Genomic DNA, 13,758 nt, shown 5'->3' with positions numbered 1-13,758 from the left:
CAAGAGATGATGGTGATGGACACAGCTCTGATTCGTTTTCATGAAAAAACCTTACCGTTCTCTCGTGGTATCTGTCAATACCAAACCACGTAAACTGCATGAATATTCAAAATCTATGCATACTGATTACGTTTGACCTGTGCCATCTCTCCATGGTACCATCCATATATCCCTTGATGCAGGAAGGATTCAATGAAACTACTGGTTTTCGTCTTGAACAACGAAGCGTTTCTGGAAGAGGTCATGGAAGCCTATGTAGAGGCGGGCATCACCGGTTCCACCATCCTCGACAGTGAGGGGATGGGACGATTCCTAACCTATGAGGTCCCCCTTTTTGAAGGATTCAAGGACTTCATGAAAGGCAACAAACCCTACAACAAGACAATTTTTTCAGTTGTACACAACGAAGAAGTGGTTCAGCAAGCAAAGAAACTGGTAGAGAAAATTGTAGGAAGTCTGGATAACCCCGGAACCGGAATCATGTTCACGCTGCCAGTGGATTGGGCAGCTGGTCTGGTAGGGGAAGCGGAAGAGGTGTAATCATGGAAGGAATAAGCAAACTGTTGGACGAGTCGTGTATCTTACTCGATATAAATGAACACTCAATCGAGACCGTCATCAGGACATTGACCGAACAGCTGAGTAGTACTCATCCGGACATTGCACCCCAACACCTGATGCAGAACGTCATCGATGGGGGGTTCCATACCACCTGTATGGGGGAAGCGTGCGCCATTACCCATGCACGCTGTCCTTCAATGCGAAGAACCCTGATGGCGGCAATGCGCCTTGACCCACCCTTGGACCTGAATGCGATTGATGGGAAAAAAGTACGCTTGGTCTTTCTCTTGGTTGGGCCACAGAGCAGTGCGAGTTTTCACCTGAAGATTCTCAGCAGGCTTGCCCGTCTCCTGCACAATGAAGCTCTACGTAGTGACTTGTTGCATGCAGAAACCAGCAAGGCTTTCTTGGAAAGGATTATTCGCCAGGAGGATTAAATGAACAGTAGACGAGTCTGGGCGATCTTGCGCTTTGTGTTGACCACCCTATTTTTGTACTTCGTCTGGGTCCTGTTCACCTCTGACTTAGGCCTTTTCAGCCTGCTCTTTGGGCTTGCAGCTTCATTGCTGACAGCCTCCCTAACCTACCACATCTTCCTTCCTGAACACGAGGCAAACCTCCGCTTCTTCATACCACACCTCTGGGCTTTGCTTAGATTCCTGTTTCTCATGGTCCTTTCATTGTATCAATCGAGCTTTCATGTGGTGAAAGCCATCATTACGGGAAATACCAATCCAAGGATTGTACACTTCAGGACCCATCTTCGTAGTGATCTTGCAAGGACGGTACTGGCAGATGCCATTACCTTCACCCCAGGAACCATGACCCTCGACCTCAATGATGACCACTTGACCGTCCACTGGCTGCTCTGCACCACTACCCACACAAAAGCGGCCGGAGAGGCAGTCAAGACAAAACTTGAACATGCACTGGGGAGGACCTGGCTATGACTGACTTCATCCTCCAAGCAATGCTTGTGATGCTTATGCTCTTTGCCGTTGGCACGTTGCTGAGGCTACTGCTCGGCCCTACAGCAAGCGACCGATTGGTTGCCTTGAATGTACTGAGCGCGGTCTCCCTGGCCCTGTTGGTACTCTGGGGCATCAAGGTGGGACGTGCGCTGTATCTGGATGTAGCCTTGGTCTATGACATCTTTGGCTTCCTTGGATTCCTTGCAATCACCCGGTTCCTCAAAGACCGGAAGGAGAACTGATGATTATACGAGAAATCCTGGCACTCATAGCGTTTCTGGTTGGAACCTTCTTTGGCCTTTTTGGCATGATTGGGCTGTTCCGCTTCCGCGACCCCTACTCTCGCCTCCATGCTGGTTCCCTGTGCGGTACCACGGCGGTTTTCTCCTATCTGATAGCACTGCTCTTGCTCGCCCCTTCCGCTGCTATAGGAGCAAGGGTCTTCATTATTTTGGTATTCTTTCTCATATCTGCTCCCACAGGGTCCTCAATTGTAGCTAAGTTCATCTGGGAGAGTGAGGATGCCACTACACAGCGCTCATCAATGAAGCGGGAGGATAAAAGCCTATGACCATCTTGCTGCTCTTTCTAATCCTCTCCCTTGGTAGCTTTGCACTGCTTTCCAAGGACTTGTTGCATTCAGTGATTGCCCTCTCTGCACTGAGCATGCTTAGTGCCTTGATGTTCACCATGCTCAAGGCTCCGGACGTTGCCATTACAGAAGCTGCAGTGGGAGCGGGAATATCCACCATCATCTTTGTCTGGGCTATTCGTCATACTCGAAGAAGGAGTAAGGATTAGTGAAACGCACATGGTTCATCTTCAAAGTCATCTTCATTCTCCTTGTTGTAACACTGGCAATGCTTCCAGTCATCCTCTCATCCCACCCCTGGCCGGTGGCATCGAGGGACTATCTCTATGAAAATGCTCTCTCCGACACTGGAGCCGTGAACACTGTCAGCTCCATCTATCTGGGCTATCGAGCAATGGATACGCTAGGAGAGACTTTGGTTCTCTTGGTCTCCATTACCGGTACGATGGGAATCCTGATCAACCTTGGAAGGGAGAGCGAAGAAGAGGAAGCGGTAAGCTTCTCTCTTGCCCCTGAGAAGCGGGCAACCAATGCCCAGAGAACCCACCTCCTGGAGGTAGTTGCCTCAAAGCTTGGCCCGGTCGTATTGCTCTTTGGATTCTACGTCATGCTGTATGGCCATATCTCCCCAGGTGGAGGATTCCAAGGCGGGGTTATTGTTGCCTCAGCCATCGTATTCCTAGCACTCGGTACCGAGACACAGAGCAAGCTTACCAATACCACTGTATTGGGAAGGATAGAAACCCTTTCTTTCCTTGTCTTGATTATTGTAGCGACCAGCGGGGTTTTCTTCGAGCGTGGCTTCTTCGGTAACCCGATCAAGAGTGGCTCCTCCCTCTCTGTAAACTTCATCATCCTCTTGAATATCATCATCGGGTTGAAGGTGGGAACAAGCATTGCAGTCATGTGCATTGCCATGATGGGAGGTCGCCATGGTCATTGAACGCATTCTGATTTTCCTGCTTGCCTTGGTTGGGTTCAGCGCCATCGTAGGGGCAAAGAATATCATCAAGAAGGTATTTGGACTCAATCTTCTGAACAGTGCCATAGTACTACTCTACATCCTGGAAGGAAGCAGGATCGGAGAGCAGGCTCCCATTCTCGGGGAGGGGGTAACCAATATAGTAGACCCAGTTCCCCAGGCCCTGATGCTGACCGCCATAGTTATTGGGGTATGTGTGACTGCTCTTGCTTTAGCTTTGGCCGTACGGTTGTACAAGGCTACCGGATCCTTGGAAATTGACACCATCAGTGCGAGGTTGCATAGTGAGCAGTGAAAGCCTCTTCCTCAGCCCAGTCTATCTCCCGCTTCTCTCGGCAGCAGGTATTCTTTTCATCAAGAGCTTCTGCCCTACGAGCATCAAGAGAATTGCAGAATACCTGGGAATACTCATTGGACTGGTTCTCCCACTTCTTCTGGTTCTCAGGCTCTACCCCATCGTACAGAACCAAGGGTATATTGAGACAACCATAGGTGGATATGCACAGCATATCGGCATCATCTACCGCTTCGATGGCATGAGCTTGCTCTTGATCCTCCTTGCAGCGGCGATTACCCTCCCTGCTTGGATTTTTTCCCGTAATGAGGGTCCGGGGCACAGCTATTTTACCGCATTGCTGCTCATCCAGAATGCCTCGATAGCAGCCATCGGCATGGCAGCAGACCTCTTCAACCTCTTTGTTTGTCTGGAGCTTATGGGAGTGACCGCCTATGTGCTCATCGCAACCGGCAAGAAAGCCAATGCAGCTTATGCGTCATTTTCTTATCTTATGCTCTCATCATCGGCAATGGTATTCTTTCTACTCGGAACCTTCGGGCTGTACAACCTTACCGGTTCGCTCAGGTATGAGGCGATTGCCATGGGACTGGAAACCCTCTCTGGGAGAAATCAATATGTTGCGCATTTCTCCCTGCTTCTCATCATTGTTCCGGTCCTTCTCCGAGTAGCAGTGATGCCGCTCTCCCTCTGGCTGGTAGATGCCCATTCGAAGGCACCCCATGCAGTTTCGGCGCTCCTTTCAGGAGTGCTCTTAAAGGTACCGCTTTTTGCACTTATTCGGATCTTTTCTCTCTCTCCATTTGCTTCAAGCCTGGCTCTCCCTATTAGTTATGCCGGGGCTGTAACGGCCTTGGTCGGTGTACTGCTTGCACTCTCCCAGAGTGATGCAAAGCAACTGCTTGCCTACCACTCCATCAGCCAGATTGGGTACATCGTCAGTGCCTGGGGGTTGGCTTTGCATGCAGGGGTCACCACCATGACAGGTTCCCTGCTTCTCTCAGCATCCTTCTTCCACGCATTCAGCCATGCACAATTCAAAGCATTGCTCTTTCTTACTATCGGAAAGACTACTGATGCGGCAGGAAACCGTAATGTCTATACGTTCAGGGGAGCAAACCAAGCGTTACGGAACGTGGGAGAGCGAGTTCCATTGACGATGCTCTGTTTTCTCGTCGGTGCACTTTCCATTTCCGCACTTCCACCCTTCAACGGGTTTTACAGCAAAACCTTGGTTACCTACACGCTCAAGGGTAGCTTGCATTATACCTTTCTCACGCTTGCATCTGTGGGAACGGTCGCTTCGTTTATCAAGCTTTCACGAATCTTTCTTCCATCCAAGCAACCAATGGTTCTTCCAGCAGTCAAAGAAAAAAACCGCTTTCCCGTCTCCTCGCACTTGGCGTTCATCCTGCTCGCCCTCTCCTGTCTCGCGGTCGGTCTGTTCAGTGAACAGATGATACTTTTCATTACTAGATTAATCAGTTCAGAAGAAGCACAAACCTATGGTAGTAGTTTCTTCTTCACCCAGGACAATCTCATCAAGACTACCCTCACCGTCCTCTCAGGCATAGTTCTTTTTGCGCTTGCCGTGAGTAGACCAGGAAAGTATGTCCTGCACTTATTGGAGAAAAGACGCGGGGGGTTCACTGATCTCTTCCTCGGATTTGCCACTGCGCTCGGAGCCCTTGCCTTGTTTGCATGGTAACCCCAAAAAAGAAAAGTGCAGCAACGCTTCTTTGGCTGCAACACTCTTCTCTACTATCTCTCGTACTATTGTTAGTTCATCAACAGATCCAGGTCTACCTCACAGGCAATGGTGGGGGTTTGACTTCCCCAGTTCTCCAGAACTGCGGGATGGATTTCTCCAAAGACCCCGACATCTTGTTCACCAAGCATGATCCTGGCACAACGTCCTGGGATAAACCGACCATCACCTTCCAATGCTGAGAGTTGATACTCCTTGCCAAGGAAATAGAACAGGGTGTTCACAATTGAGGAAACCTCGTTGTAACCCATCACGCTGTCACTGGCGAGGAACCCCAGACTATTCCTGGTTGTGGTTCCACTGTTCTCTTTCTCATCAAGGAAGGCGATCTTGCCCACCTCGAAGATCTTGTGCGGGAAGGGAGCATGAGCGCTGACGCTCTCACTCTCCAACAGGGAAGGAATAACCGAGGGTCGTACCACCTCATAGTTCTCACTCATCGGATTGGAGATGAAGATGCACTTTTCAGCAGGAAATCGCATGTTGTCCACGTATTCTCGTTTGGAACCAAGGTAGTTGTACATCATCTCCTGGAATCCAAGGCCCACCATCAAGTCCTTGACCTTTCGTCCCAGTTCCTCTGCCGGGCTGAGTCGTCCAACGGTAAAATCCTGAGGCATTTCAGGCTGGAAGTTTCCCAGTCCATAGCCGATCATGATATCCTCGACCAAGTCGACCGGATGCAGGAAGTCATTTCTCCACTCAGGGACGGTTGCCCAGATGGTATCCTCATCATAGATAGCATATATGCCCATCCGCTTCAGTGCTGCAACTGCATCATCTCCACTCATTGGCTCACCAAGGGTCTTGTGAACCTGACTGAGCGTGCAGGAAATGGGCTCCTGGAAGTAGTAGGGAACCGTTATTTCCCTCCCAAACTCTGTCTCCTCAGGGAAAGAGACCTTCACGGGAAGAATCTCATAGCCTAGGTCAGACATATCACAGGCAAGAATGGAGGCTGTTAGCAAGAGATCATGGAGGTCTGTTCCACTGAGTTCAAGAAACAGGTTCTCATCCCCTACCTCAACAGCTCCGATATGGGCGCTGTTGATGACAGGGGGGAAACTCAGTGTCTCTCCCTTGTCATCGTGGAGATAGGGAAATACTTTGCTGTCGCTTACAATCGGGCCATACTCTTTTCCCTTCGGGTGCTCACTGCAAATCTCCCTCAAGGTGAGTTCCCTATCCATGCCAAGCGGGATGAATTTGGTTGTATCAGGGTCCGCCCCGCGGTAGTGCACCGGGTAGGTGATTAAATTGGAACGGTAGATTCCAATTGCAATCGTCTTGCGTTTTCTTCCGAAGTTGGAACAGAGCTTTTCCTGGCTCTGGATCAACGCTTCCAGCTCATCCTCACTTACCTTGTGCCCTTTTGCAGCGAAGCCAATTGAGTACGGTCTCACTTCCTTTGCTGAGGCATCTATGATAAGTTCCCTTCCCTCGCTGTCGAAGGTTTCTTCAGCTGTAGAGAAGAAATCATAGAGTGGAGCTTCCTTACCCCAGTAGGCTTTGAGCTGACGTGCAATGCCAGCTGCAGACCAGAGGTCTGGACGGTTGGTGTCGTTCAACTCAATCTTCAGGAGATCATCCTCATGACCATCCAGTTCAGCCTTGGCGACTGGAAAAACTTCCTCCAGCTGCTCATCGTCTATGGTTTTTCCAAGCAAGTTGTAGAACAACCTGCCGGTAGTTTCAATCTTTGGCATTAGTTCCCCCTCCTCGTGCGGACCGACTCGATGTTCGGAGTAAAGAGCTCCCTGAGGTCATTCAGTCCAAGATGCATCAAGGCCATTCGGTCGATACCGAGCCCCCATGCAAGCACCGGCACATCAATACCGAGTGCCTTGGTAACTTCAGGGCGGAAAATGCCACTGCCTCCAAGTTCGAACCATCCCAACACAGGATGCTTGATATGCACTTCAATTGAAGGTTCAGTGAAGGGGAAGTAACCAGGAACGTATTTCACTTCCTCAGCTCCAGCAATTTCTTCGGCAAACATTTTCAGCAAGCCCAACAGCGTCTTCAGATTTACATCGTTTCCCAGAACGATGCCCTCGGTCTGGTAGAAATCAGCACCATGGGTGGCATCAACCTGGTCATAGCGGAAACAGCGGGCAACACCAAAATATTTACCCGGGATTTTCGCCTTGGGCAACTGGCGTGCACTGAGTACCGTACCTTGGCTGCGAAGCACTTGGCGACGGGTGAATTCATGGTCAAACTTGTAGCGCCAACCACGGCTACCGGTCTTCCAACCATCTTCATGGGTCTTGGCAACCTGGCTAAGCCAAGGTTCTTCAATCTCTTTGCAGTGCACCGGGTCTTTTATGTAGTAGACATCATGGATGTCACGGGCACTGTGAAACTGTGGCATGAACAGAGCATCACCATTCCAGAACTCATTCTCCACGAGAGAACCATCGAATTCCTCAAAGCCGAGACTGCAGAGCTTGTCTTTCACCCACTGGAGGTAGTTGCCGTAGGGATTGTGACGGCCGGGGATCAAGCGACTGGTGGGGGCATTCAAGCCGTAGGGTCTAAACGTACCTTCTTTCCAGCTTCCGCTGGCAAGCATCTCTGGGGTGAGAGAACCAAGTTCCTCTCCAGTGATGTTCGCTTTCAGGACTGCTTCTTTGGCCTGTGCACCTTCTTCGGTCAATTCGTAGACGATTTCTTCCCGCTCAATGACCTTGAAGGGTGAGGATGCGGCACCGCGTTTCTTTGCAATTCTGCCCATTGCCTTCTTTTCATCTGCATCCAAAGCAGACTCATCAAGGTCACCCTTCAAACCTTTTTGCAAAAGATTGGCAGTAAGAAGGAACTCACCACTGAGTTCGTCAGCGATGGATTGGGCTTTGTTCTCATCATTCATCCGAACACAATGAGCTTTGGAAAGCTGGCCAAAGGCTGAGCCCACTTCACTCTTGTCCAGTGACAAGGCTGAGGCGATCTCAGGAAGTGCATGAGGCCCCTCAGCCTTGATAAATGCAAAGATACGCTGGGTGGGAGTCCCTTTCTCTGCTTGCTCCCTTCCGAATTCTGTCAGTTCATACAAGACGCGGCTTTCGCGACTTTTCTCGACCAGATAACCCTTTGCGCTCAACCAGCTGAACGCCTGGTTGCACTGCCCCACTTTGTAGCCAAGTTCGTCCACAATGCGGCCGGCGGTAATGGGTTCACCCAGCGCCACATGCCTAAGTAGGCGGACTTCCAGCGGATGCAGGTTCTTTACATCAATTTCCATGCTGTTCTCACTCCTGTACATGAGCGCCGCAGAAGTCTGCGGCGCAAGTGGTTACTATTCTAGCGGTATCAGAAAAAAAAGGAAAGGCTATAGCGTAGAGAAAAGTGAGCGAACAGCAGCAACCACATCTTCCTTGGAAGGAATCGCTTCTTTTTCCAACTCAAGGGCAAAGGGGATTGGACTCTCCTTCCCACATAAGCGCATCGGAGATACCTTCAAAGAAGCAAAGCTCTCGGGATCACTCGTCACTTGGGAAACAACTTCTGCTCCATAGCCCCCGAACTCAGGGCTGTCATGCACCACCAACAGTCTTCCTGTTTTCCGTACTGATTGACGGATGGTATTCCCATCCATGGGTTTGAGCGTAGCCAGATCAACGACCTCTGTATCGATTTCATCCTGTAGGCTCAACACCGTTGCCGCATCCAAGCAAGTTTGCACTGCATGGCTGTAGGCTACAATGGTGACATCGCGGCCTCGTTTCTTGACTACCGCCTTTCCAAGCGGCATAAGATAGGAATCATCACCTACCGGACCAAGATTATTGTAGAGGTGCTTGTGTTCGAAATAGAGCACTGGATTGTTGCTCCTGATGGCACTTTTGAGCAAGGCTTTGGCATCCCCTGGACAGGAAGGAGCCACGATGATGAGACCTGGAATATTTGCGAACATAGCTTCCAGACACTGGGTATGCTGTGCACCGTGGCCCGTCCCACTTCCGATGGGAGCCCTCAAGACCATCGGACAGGAGAGCTGTCCTGCACTCATGAACCGAATTTTCGCAGCATGATTTATCATTGGATCGCTTGCAAGGGTGGAAAAGTCCCCATACATGATCTCCACAACGGGGCGAACTCCCAACGTAGCTGCTCCTACTGCCAGTCCAGTGAACGCTTCCTCACTGACTGGAGTCTCATGCATCTGCTGTGGATGTTTCTTGTAGAGATCTCCCGTCACTCGGAAGCATCCCCCATAGAGGCTGATATCCTCCCCGATAAGATGGACTGCCGTGTCACGGGACATCTCCTCATCAAGTGCTTCCCTGATAGCATCCCGATAGCTGATGCGGCTGGTGGTCTTACAACCCTTGTACAGCTCTTCATCTTCTTCTGCAAAGAGGTACTCCATTGCCTTGTCCATGCTGATCCTTTGATCACGTACCGAGAGCGCATCGATTAGCGCGTCATCCACGCGCTTACGGCTATCGAGAATAATATGGGAGACTTCTTCCTCACTGAACAAGGCGCTTTTTACCAGAGAACGGGTAAACAGGAAGATAGGATCCCTTGCTGCCCACAAGGCCTCTTCTTGGTGGTCACGATACACACGGGCATCACTTTTTGAGTGTCCGCAACAGCGGTATGTCTTGAGTTCCAAGAAGTATGGCTTAGAAGTGGACCGAATCGTTTCCACTGCAAGTTTACAGGCCTTGTAGACAGCCTCGATGTCATTGCCATCTACAGTTGCATGCGGTATGGAATAGCCCTCCGCACGCCGGGCAATGGAGGTGGTGGAAACCATTCTTGAGGCAGCTGCACTCATGCTATAGTTGTTGTTTTCACAAAAAAACAGCACAGGGAGAGACCAGACCGACGCTAGGTTCATACTTTCATGTAATGCACCCCGGCTCGATGCCCCGTCCCCAAAGATGGCAACACTGAGCGCTTGGCTCTTCTGCATCTTCAAGGCAAACCCTATGCCTACTGCCAGGTTGACCCCACTCCCGACAACCGCAGAGGACCCGGTATTCCAAGTCTCCACATCAGTCATGTGCATAGACCCTCCGAGCCCTTTGCAAATGCCATCGGAGGAACCGAACATTTCACTGAACATACGACGTTCGCTGGTCCCCCTGGCAAGAGTATGCCCATGGCAACGATGCGTGGGGACAATCCAGTCTCCTGGCTGTAAAGCTAGAGCTAACCCTGCCTGGCAGGCCTCCTGTCCAATGGACAGGTGGGTGGTACCATGCATCTCTTTTCGTTCGAATAATTCGTCAATCTGTTCCTCGAAATGGCGTGATCGCACCATAATAGAGAGCGCTTGTTGCGCCTGTTGTGTAGAAAGATCCATGAATGCTCCCCGGCAGGATATGCAGTCCTGCCTGTAAAAGCTGGCCTAAGCCTCGCCTTTTATAGTCTTCCCATCCTATTGGTTGGAGAGGATGTTGTCAACAAATCCAATATATACGGTATGCAAATCGCCACCTTGATAAAACTCCTTGATCTCATCGAGCAGGAATTGGTCACTCTGCATATCCATGGTAGCAGCCTTTGTACAAGAAAAGACCAACGAAGCTTCCTTAAAGGTTACACGTTCTCCACCTTTTACAGAAGGAATAAAGGTTGGTTGCAATCCGGTTATACTGACCTTATCATATTCACGGCCGCTGTGAGCACCGCACCAGAGCAATTTCTCCTTCATCTCTGGGGGGAAGAAAGAAACGGTAAAACCATCGCTCTCGTCAAGGAATTGATGGGTGTATCGGCTCTTTCGTACGTACAGGACTACAACATTCCGTCCCCACAGTACGCCCATCGTACCCCAGGATGCTGTCATAGTGTTGAAATGTTCAGGAGTTCCCGCTGTTACCAGGAATCCATCTGTTCCGATTGCTGTAAAGGGATTCATTTGCAAAACTTCTACAGGAACATCAACATACATGGTGACCTCCTAATCTGCACTTTTAGTGTAGCTGTACAGCAAGAGTGCCGTCAAGTAGCAAAAACTCTTGACAGTAAGGAGCTCATGGACACCCCTTTTCAAACATTGACACTCCACGCTTTTTCGTATATGCCTACTTACATGCAGTACATGTTTCAACAGTTCGACTGTTGCATTGAGGAGGCCCAATGAAAGATTCCCTCGCTATCCCTGCTTTGACAGAGGATCTCGCTCGTGTTCTCATCGATGCCGACACCATCAATAGAAGGGTCGATGAACTGGCCCGCCAAATCAGCAGTGACTATGCCGATGCTGAAAGTGATTTGATCCTTGTAGGAGTACTCAAGGGTTCTTTTATTTTTATCGCAGATTTAGCAAGAAAGCTCAATGTAAAACACGTAGTGGACTTCATAGCTCTCTCTTCTTACCATGGCGACCACAGTGGGAATGTCCGACTTCTGATGGATACCAGGGAGAATATGGAAGACAAGGATGTCCTGATCATCGAGGACATACTTGACAGTGGAAACACATTGGATTACCTCATCCGAAACTTCAAAACAAGAAATCCCAAGTCTGTAAAGACTGCAGTCCTTCTGGATAAACCTGACAGGCACATCCTCCCTGTCGAGATTGACTACATTGGTTTCACCATCCCTGATGTCTGGGTTGTTGGATACGGCTTGGATTACAATGAAAAACACAGGACCCTCCCCTACATCGCAGAGATGTACCCGCAAGCTTAACCAAGGAGAGAGAAATGGACGACAACAAGTTCTATGTCAGTTACAATTCGGTACATAAGCTGGTAAAGAAACTCAGCAAAGAGTTGCTTGAATCAGGGTATGATCCCGATGTAATCGTTGCAATCGGAAGCGGGGGCTACATTCCTGCAAGAATTATCAAGACCTTCATTAATCGTCCGATTTATGCTGTGGGAATTTCCTATTACGGCATCGACAACAAACACAGAGAACACCCAACAAAAATCCAATGGATTGACGAAGTGCAATCCCAGCTGGTTGGCAAAAAAGTACTTCTCATCGATGAGGTTGATGATACAAGAGCCACACTGGCATACTGTATTGGTGAGTTGCTGAAGTACAAGCCCGAGGAAATCGCAGTCCTAGTTCTCCATAACAAGATCAAGGAAAAGGATGTCGAGTTCCCCGCGGAAATCAAACGGTACTTCGTCGGTCTTAATCTGGATGATGTGTGGATCAAGTATCCCTGGGATGCTGATGACATCGAGAGCCATACGGAAAAAGAGAGACTGATGCTTGATCATTTGAAAAAAGAAGGCAAGGAGTTATACCAATGAGTAACGTTACTTCAATTGTAGGAGCCCAGTGGGGCGATGAAGGCAAAGGCCGCATTGTAGACTATTTGGCAGTGAACTCCGATTTGGTCATCCGCTTCCAAGGCGGAGACAACGCAGGGCATACTGTCATCAACGACAAGGGCAAGTTTGCCCTGCATATCATTCCTTCAGGTATCTTCAATCCCGAGACGATGAATATTGTTGGAGCAGGGACGGTGGTCAATTTCGAGACCATGAGCGAAGAACTGGAGACCCTTACATCCAAGGGCGTACCAGTGGACAATCTGTTCATCGACGTACGTGCCCATTTGATCATGCCTTACCACAGAGCACTCGATGGTGCACAGGAGCAATCCAAGAGTGCAAAGATGCAGATCGGTACAACCAAGCGTGGTATTGGGCCGTGTTACAGCGACAAAGCCGCCCGCAGTGGTATCAGAGCTGCAGATCTCCTCGATGCGGACCGTCTCAGGAATCGCATTGAAATGGCACTCCCCCAGAAGAATCGTGAACTTGCCTACTTTGGCTTGAAAGCGTACACCGTAGATGAAATCATGGAGCTCTGCATGAAGTGGAAGGAAACCTACGGAGCCAAGATTATCGACACCCTTCCTGTGGTACGACAGGCGTATAAAGAGGGTAGTAAGATTCTTCTTGAAGGTCAGCTGGGTGTCATGCGAGACCTTGACTGGGGTATCTATCCCTACACCACAAGCAGCAGTCCTACCTCGGGTGGGGCAGCAATTGGGAGCGGTCTCGGACCAAGCAGGATCGACGAGGTCATTGGGGTGACCAAGGTCTACTCAACCAGTGTTGGTGGTGGCCCATTCATGACTGAATTGTTTGATGAAAACGCAGAGAAACTGCGCTCGGTTGGTGGTGAATATGGTGCAACGACCGGTCGCCCTCGCCGTTGTGGGTGGTTTGATGCAGTTGCCACCGAATTTTCTTGCTGGATCAACGGCTTCACCTCCCTTGCCCTTACCAAACTTGACGTCCTTGATGGATTCGAGAAGATCAAGGTATGCACGGGGTACCGGGTAAACGGAGAGGTCATCAACTACCTGCCGGAGACAGCTCAGCAGGAAATTGCCGAGCCAATCTATGAAGAGTACGATGGCTGGATGAGTGACACCAGCGGTGCACGCACCTGGGACGACCTTCCACGGAATGCACAAAACTACTGCAAGCGTCTTGCAGAGTTGGTAGGTGCACCGATCAAGTTCATCTCGGTTGGACCTGAGCGCGACCAGATTATCATCATGTAGACAGCATTTCAGTTGTACCAAAGGCCCTTCATACCGAAGGGTCTTTTCTTGGTGTTTCAACAATGATACAAATATCTTCAAAAGTTATTGAC

Annotated in this window: 16 protein-coding genes; 12 read left to right on the top strand and 4 right to left on the bottom strand. The window is 49.9% G+C overall.

Going from position 1 to position 13,758, the window contains the following annotated elements; translation table 11 throughout:
- Nucleotides 1-192: 192 nt before the first annotated feature.
- Genes DYP60_RS09600 through DYP60_RS09560 form a run of 9 tightly spaced genes read left to right on the top strand, consistent with a single transcriptional unit; the run spans nt 193 to nt 5,109 of the window.
- Nucleotides 193-540, top strand: a complete 348-nt coding sequence (locus tag DYP60_RS09600; protein WP_117330786.1) for a P-II family nitrogen regulator — start codon at nt 193-195, stop codon at nt 538-540.
- 2 nt (nt 541-542) lie between these two features.
- Nucleotides 543-998, top strand: coding sequence for a PTS sugar transporter subunit IIA (locus DYP60_RS09595; protein ID WP_117330785.1), 456 nt, complete (start codon nt 543-545; stop codon nt 996-998).
- Nucleotides 999-1,511, top strand: coding sequence for a Na+/H+ antiporter subunit E (locus DYP60_RS09590; RefSeq protein WP_117330784.1), 513 nt, complete (start codon nt 999-1,001; stop codon nt 1,509-1,511).
- Entirely contained in the window at nt 1,508-1,774 is a 267-nt protein-coding gene (locus tag DYP60_RS09585) for an MrpF/PhaF family protein (protein WP_117330783.1), read from the top strand. Before DYP60_RS09590 ends, DYP60_RS09585 begins: the two co-directional genes overlap by 4 nt.
- The gene (gene mnhG / locus DYP60_RS09580) at nt 1,774-2,103 is read left to right on the top strand and encodes a monovalent cation/H(+) antiporter subunit G (RefSeq protein ID WP_117330782.1); all 330 of its coding nucleotides are present in this window, start codon (nt 1,774-1,776) and stop codon (nt 2,101-2,103) included. Before DYP60_RS09585 ends, mnhG begins: the two co-directional genes overlap by 1 nt.
- The gene (locus DYP60_RS09575; protein ID WP_117330781.1) at nt 2,100-2,333 is read left to right on the top strand and encodes a Na(+)/H(+) antiporter subunit B; all 234 of its coding nucleotides are present in this window, start codon (nt 2,100-2,102) and stop codon (nt 2,331-2,333) included. The genes mnhG and DYP60_RS09575 overlap by 4 nt, the downstream gene beginning before the upstream one ends.
- Complete coding sequence (locus DYP60_RS09570; protein ID WP_117330780.1) at nt 2,333-3,067, top strand: MnhB domain-containing protein; 735 nt, start codon at nt 2,333-2,335, stop codon at nt 3,065-3,067. The genes DYP60_RS09575 and DYP60_RS09570 overlap by 1 nt, the downstream gene beginning before the upstream one ends.
- Nucleotides 3,057-3,401, top strand: a complete 345-nt coding sequence (locus DYP60_RS09565) for a sodium:proton antiporter (RefSeq protein ID WP_117330779.1) — start codon at nt 3,057-3,059, stop codon at nt 3,399-3,401. Before DYP60_RS09570 ends, DYP60_RS09565 begins: the two co-directional genes overlap by 11 nt.
- Nucleotides 3,391-5,109, top strand: coding sequence for a complex I subunit 5 family protein (locus DYP60_RS09560; RefSeq protein WP_117330778.1), 1,719 nt, complete (start codon nt 3,391-3,393; stop codon nt 5,107-5,109). The genes DYP60_RS09565 and DYP60_RS09560 overlap by 11 nt, the downstream gene beginning before the upstream one ends.
- Before the next feature lie 71 nt (nt 5,110-5,180).
- Here DYP60_RS09560 and pheT read toward each other — a convergent pair whose 3' ends face one another.
- From pheT to DYP60_RS09540, 4 genes are all read right to left on the bottom strand, one after another.
- A complete protein-coding gene (gene pheT / locus DYP60_RS09555; protein WP_117330777.1) occupies nt 5,181-6,875 on the bottom strand; it encodes a phenylalanine--tRNA ligase subunit beta in 1,695 nt (564 codons plus the stop codon).
- On the bottom strand, nt 6,875-8,413 hold the full coding sequence (gene pheS, locus DYP60_RS09550; RefSeq protein ID WP_117330776.1) for a phenylalanine--tRNA ligase subunit alpha: 1,539 nt from the start codon (nt 8,411-8,413) through the stop codon (nt 6,875-6,877). The genes pheT and pheS overlap by 1 nt, the downstream gene beginning before the upstream one ends.
- 87 nt (nt 8,414-8,500) lie before the next feature.
- Complete coding sequence (locus DYP60_RS09545) at nt 8,501-10,486, bottom strand: alpha-ketoacid dehydrogenase subunit alpha/beta (protein ID WP_117330775.1); 1,986 nt, start codon at nt 10,484-10,486, stop codon at nt 8,501-8,503.
- 75 nt (nt 10,487-10,561) lie between these two features.
- The gene (locus DYP60_RS09540) at nt 10,562-11,077 is read right to left on the bottom strand and encodes a flavin reductase (RefSeq protein WP_117330774.1); all 516 of its coding nucleotides are present in this window, start codon (nt 11,075-11,077) and stop codon (nt 10,562-10,564) included.
- Between the two features lie 188 nt (nt 11,078-11,265).
- On the opposite strand from DYP60_RS09540, the gene hpt reads away from it, so the two are divergent.
- The 3 genes from hpt to DYP60_RS09525 are packed head-to-tail and all read left to right on the top strand — an operon-like array spanning nt 11,266 to nt 13,666.
- Nucleotides 11,266-11,823, top strand: coding sequence for a hypoxanthine phosphoribosyltransferase (hpt, locus tag DYP60_RS09535; RefSeq protein ID WP_117330773.1), 558 nt, complete (start codon nt 11,266-11,268; stop codon nt 11,821-11,823).
- A 14-nt stretch (nt 11,824-11,837) separates the two neighbouring features.
- Nucleotides 11,838-12,398: a phosphoribosyltransferase gene (locus tag DYP60_RS09530; RefSeq protein ID WP_117330772.1), complete on the top strand. Its 561-nt coding sequence runs from the start codon at nt 11,838-11,840 to the stop codon at nt 12,396-12,398.
- Nucleotides 12,395-13,666 (top strand): adenylosuccinate synthase, encoded by a 1,272-nt coding sequence (locus tag DYP60_RS09525; RefSeq protein WP_117330771.1) that lies wholly within the window; start codon nt 12,395-12,397, stop codon nt 13,664-13,666. The genes DYP60_RS09530 and DYP60_RS09525 overlap by 4 nt, the downstream gene beginning before the upstream one ends.
- Nucleotides 13,667-13,758: the final 92 nt, after the last annotated feature.

Source organism: Sphaerochaeta halotolerans, assembly GCF_003429665.1.
Classification (GTDB): domain Bacteria; phylum Spirochaetota; class Spirochaetia; order Sphaerochaetales; family Sphaerochaetaceae; genus Sphaerochaeta; species Sphaerochaeta halotolerans.
Note: the sequence above shows the minus strand (reverse complement) of the source record. Positions and strands in the feature narration are given on the sequence as shown.

Bases quoted from the DNA above. Each gene is read 5' to 3' on its own strand.
- DYP60_RS09600 (WP_117330786.1), top strand. From the start codon at position 193: ATGAAACTACTGGTTTTCGTCTTGAACAACGAAGCGTTTCTGGAAGAG.
- DYP60_RS09595 (WP_117330785.1), top strand. From the start codon at position 543: ATGGAAGGAATAAGCAAACTGTTGGACGAGTCGTGTATCTTACTCGAT.
- DYP60_RS09590 (WP_117330784.1), top strand. From the start codon at position 999: ATGAACAGTAGACGAGTCTGGGCGATCTTGCGCTTTGTGTTGACCACC.
- DYP60_RS09585 (WP_117330783.1), top strand. From the start codon at position 1,508: ATGACTGACTTCATCCTCCAAGCAATGCTTGTGATGCTTATGCTCTTT.
- mnhG (WP_117330782.1), top strand. From the start codon at position 1,774: ATGATTATACGAGAAATCCTGGCACTCATAGCGTTTCTGGTTGGAACC.
- DYP60_RS09575 (WP_117330781.1), top strand. From the start codon at position 2,100: ATGACCATCTTGCTGCTCTTTCTAATCCTCTCCCTTGGTAGCTTTGCA.
- DYP60_RS09565 (WP_117330779.1), top strand. From the start codon at position 3,057: ATGGTCATTGAACGCATTCTGATTTTCCTGCTTGCCTTGGTTGGGTTC.
- pheT (WP_117330777.1), bottom strand. From the start codon at position 6,875: ATGCCAAAGATTGAAACTACCGGCAGGTTGTTCTACAACTTGCTTGGA.
- pheS (WP_117330776.1), bottom strand. From the start codon at position 8,413: ATGGAAATTGATGTAAAGAACCTGCATCCGCTGGAAGTCCGCCTACTT.
- DYP60_RS09545 (WP_117330775.1), bottom strand. From the start codon at position 10,486: ATGGATCTTTCTACACAACAGGCGCAACAAGCGCTCTCTATTATGGTG.
- DYP60_RS09540 (WP_117330774.1), bottom strand. From the start codon at position 11,077: ATGTATGTTGATGTTCCTGTAGAAGTTTTGCAAATGAATCCCTTTACA.
- hpt (WP_117330773.1), top strand. From the start codon at position 11,266: ATGAAAGATTCCCTCGCTATCCCTGCTTTGACAGAGGATCTCGCTCGT.
- DYP60_RS09530 (WP_117330772.1), top strand. From the start codon at position 11,838: ATGGACGACAACAAGTTCTATGTCAGTTACAATTCGGTACATAAGCTG.
- DYP60_RS09525 (WP_117330771.1), top strand. From the start codon at position 12,395: ATGAGTAACGTTACTTCAATTGTAGGAGCCCAGTGGGGCGATGAAGGC.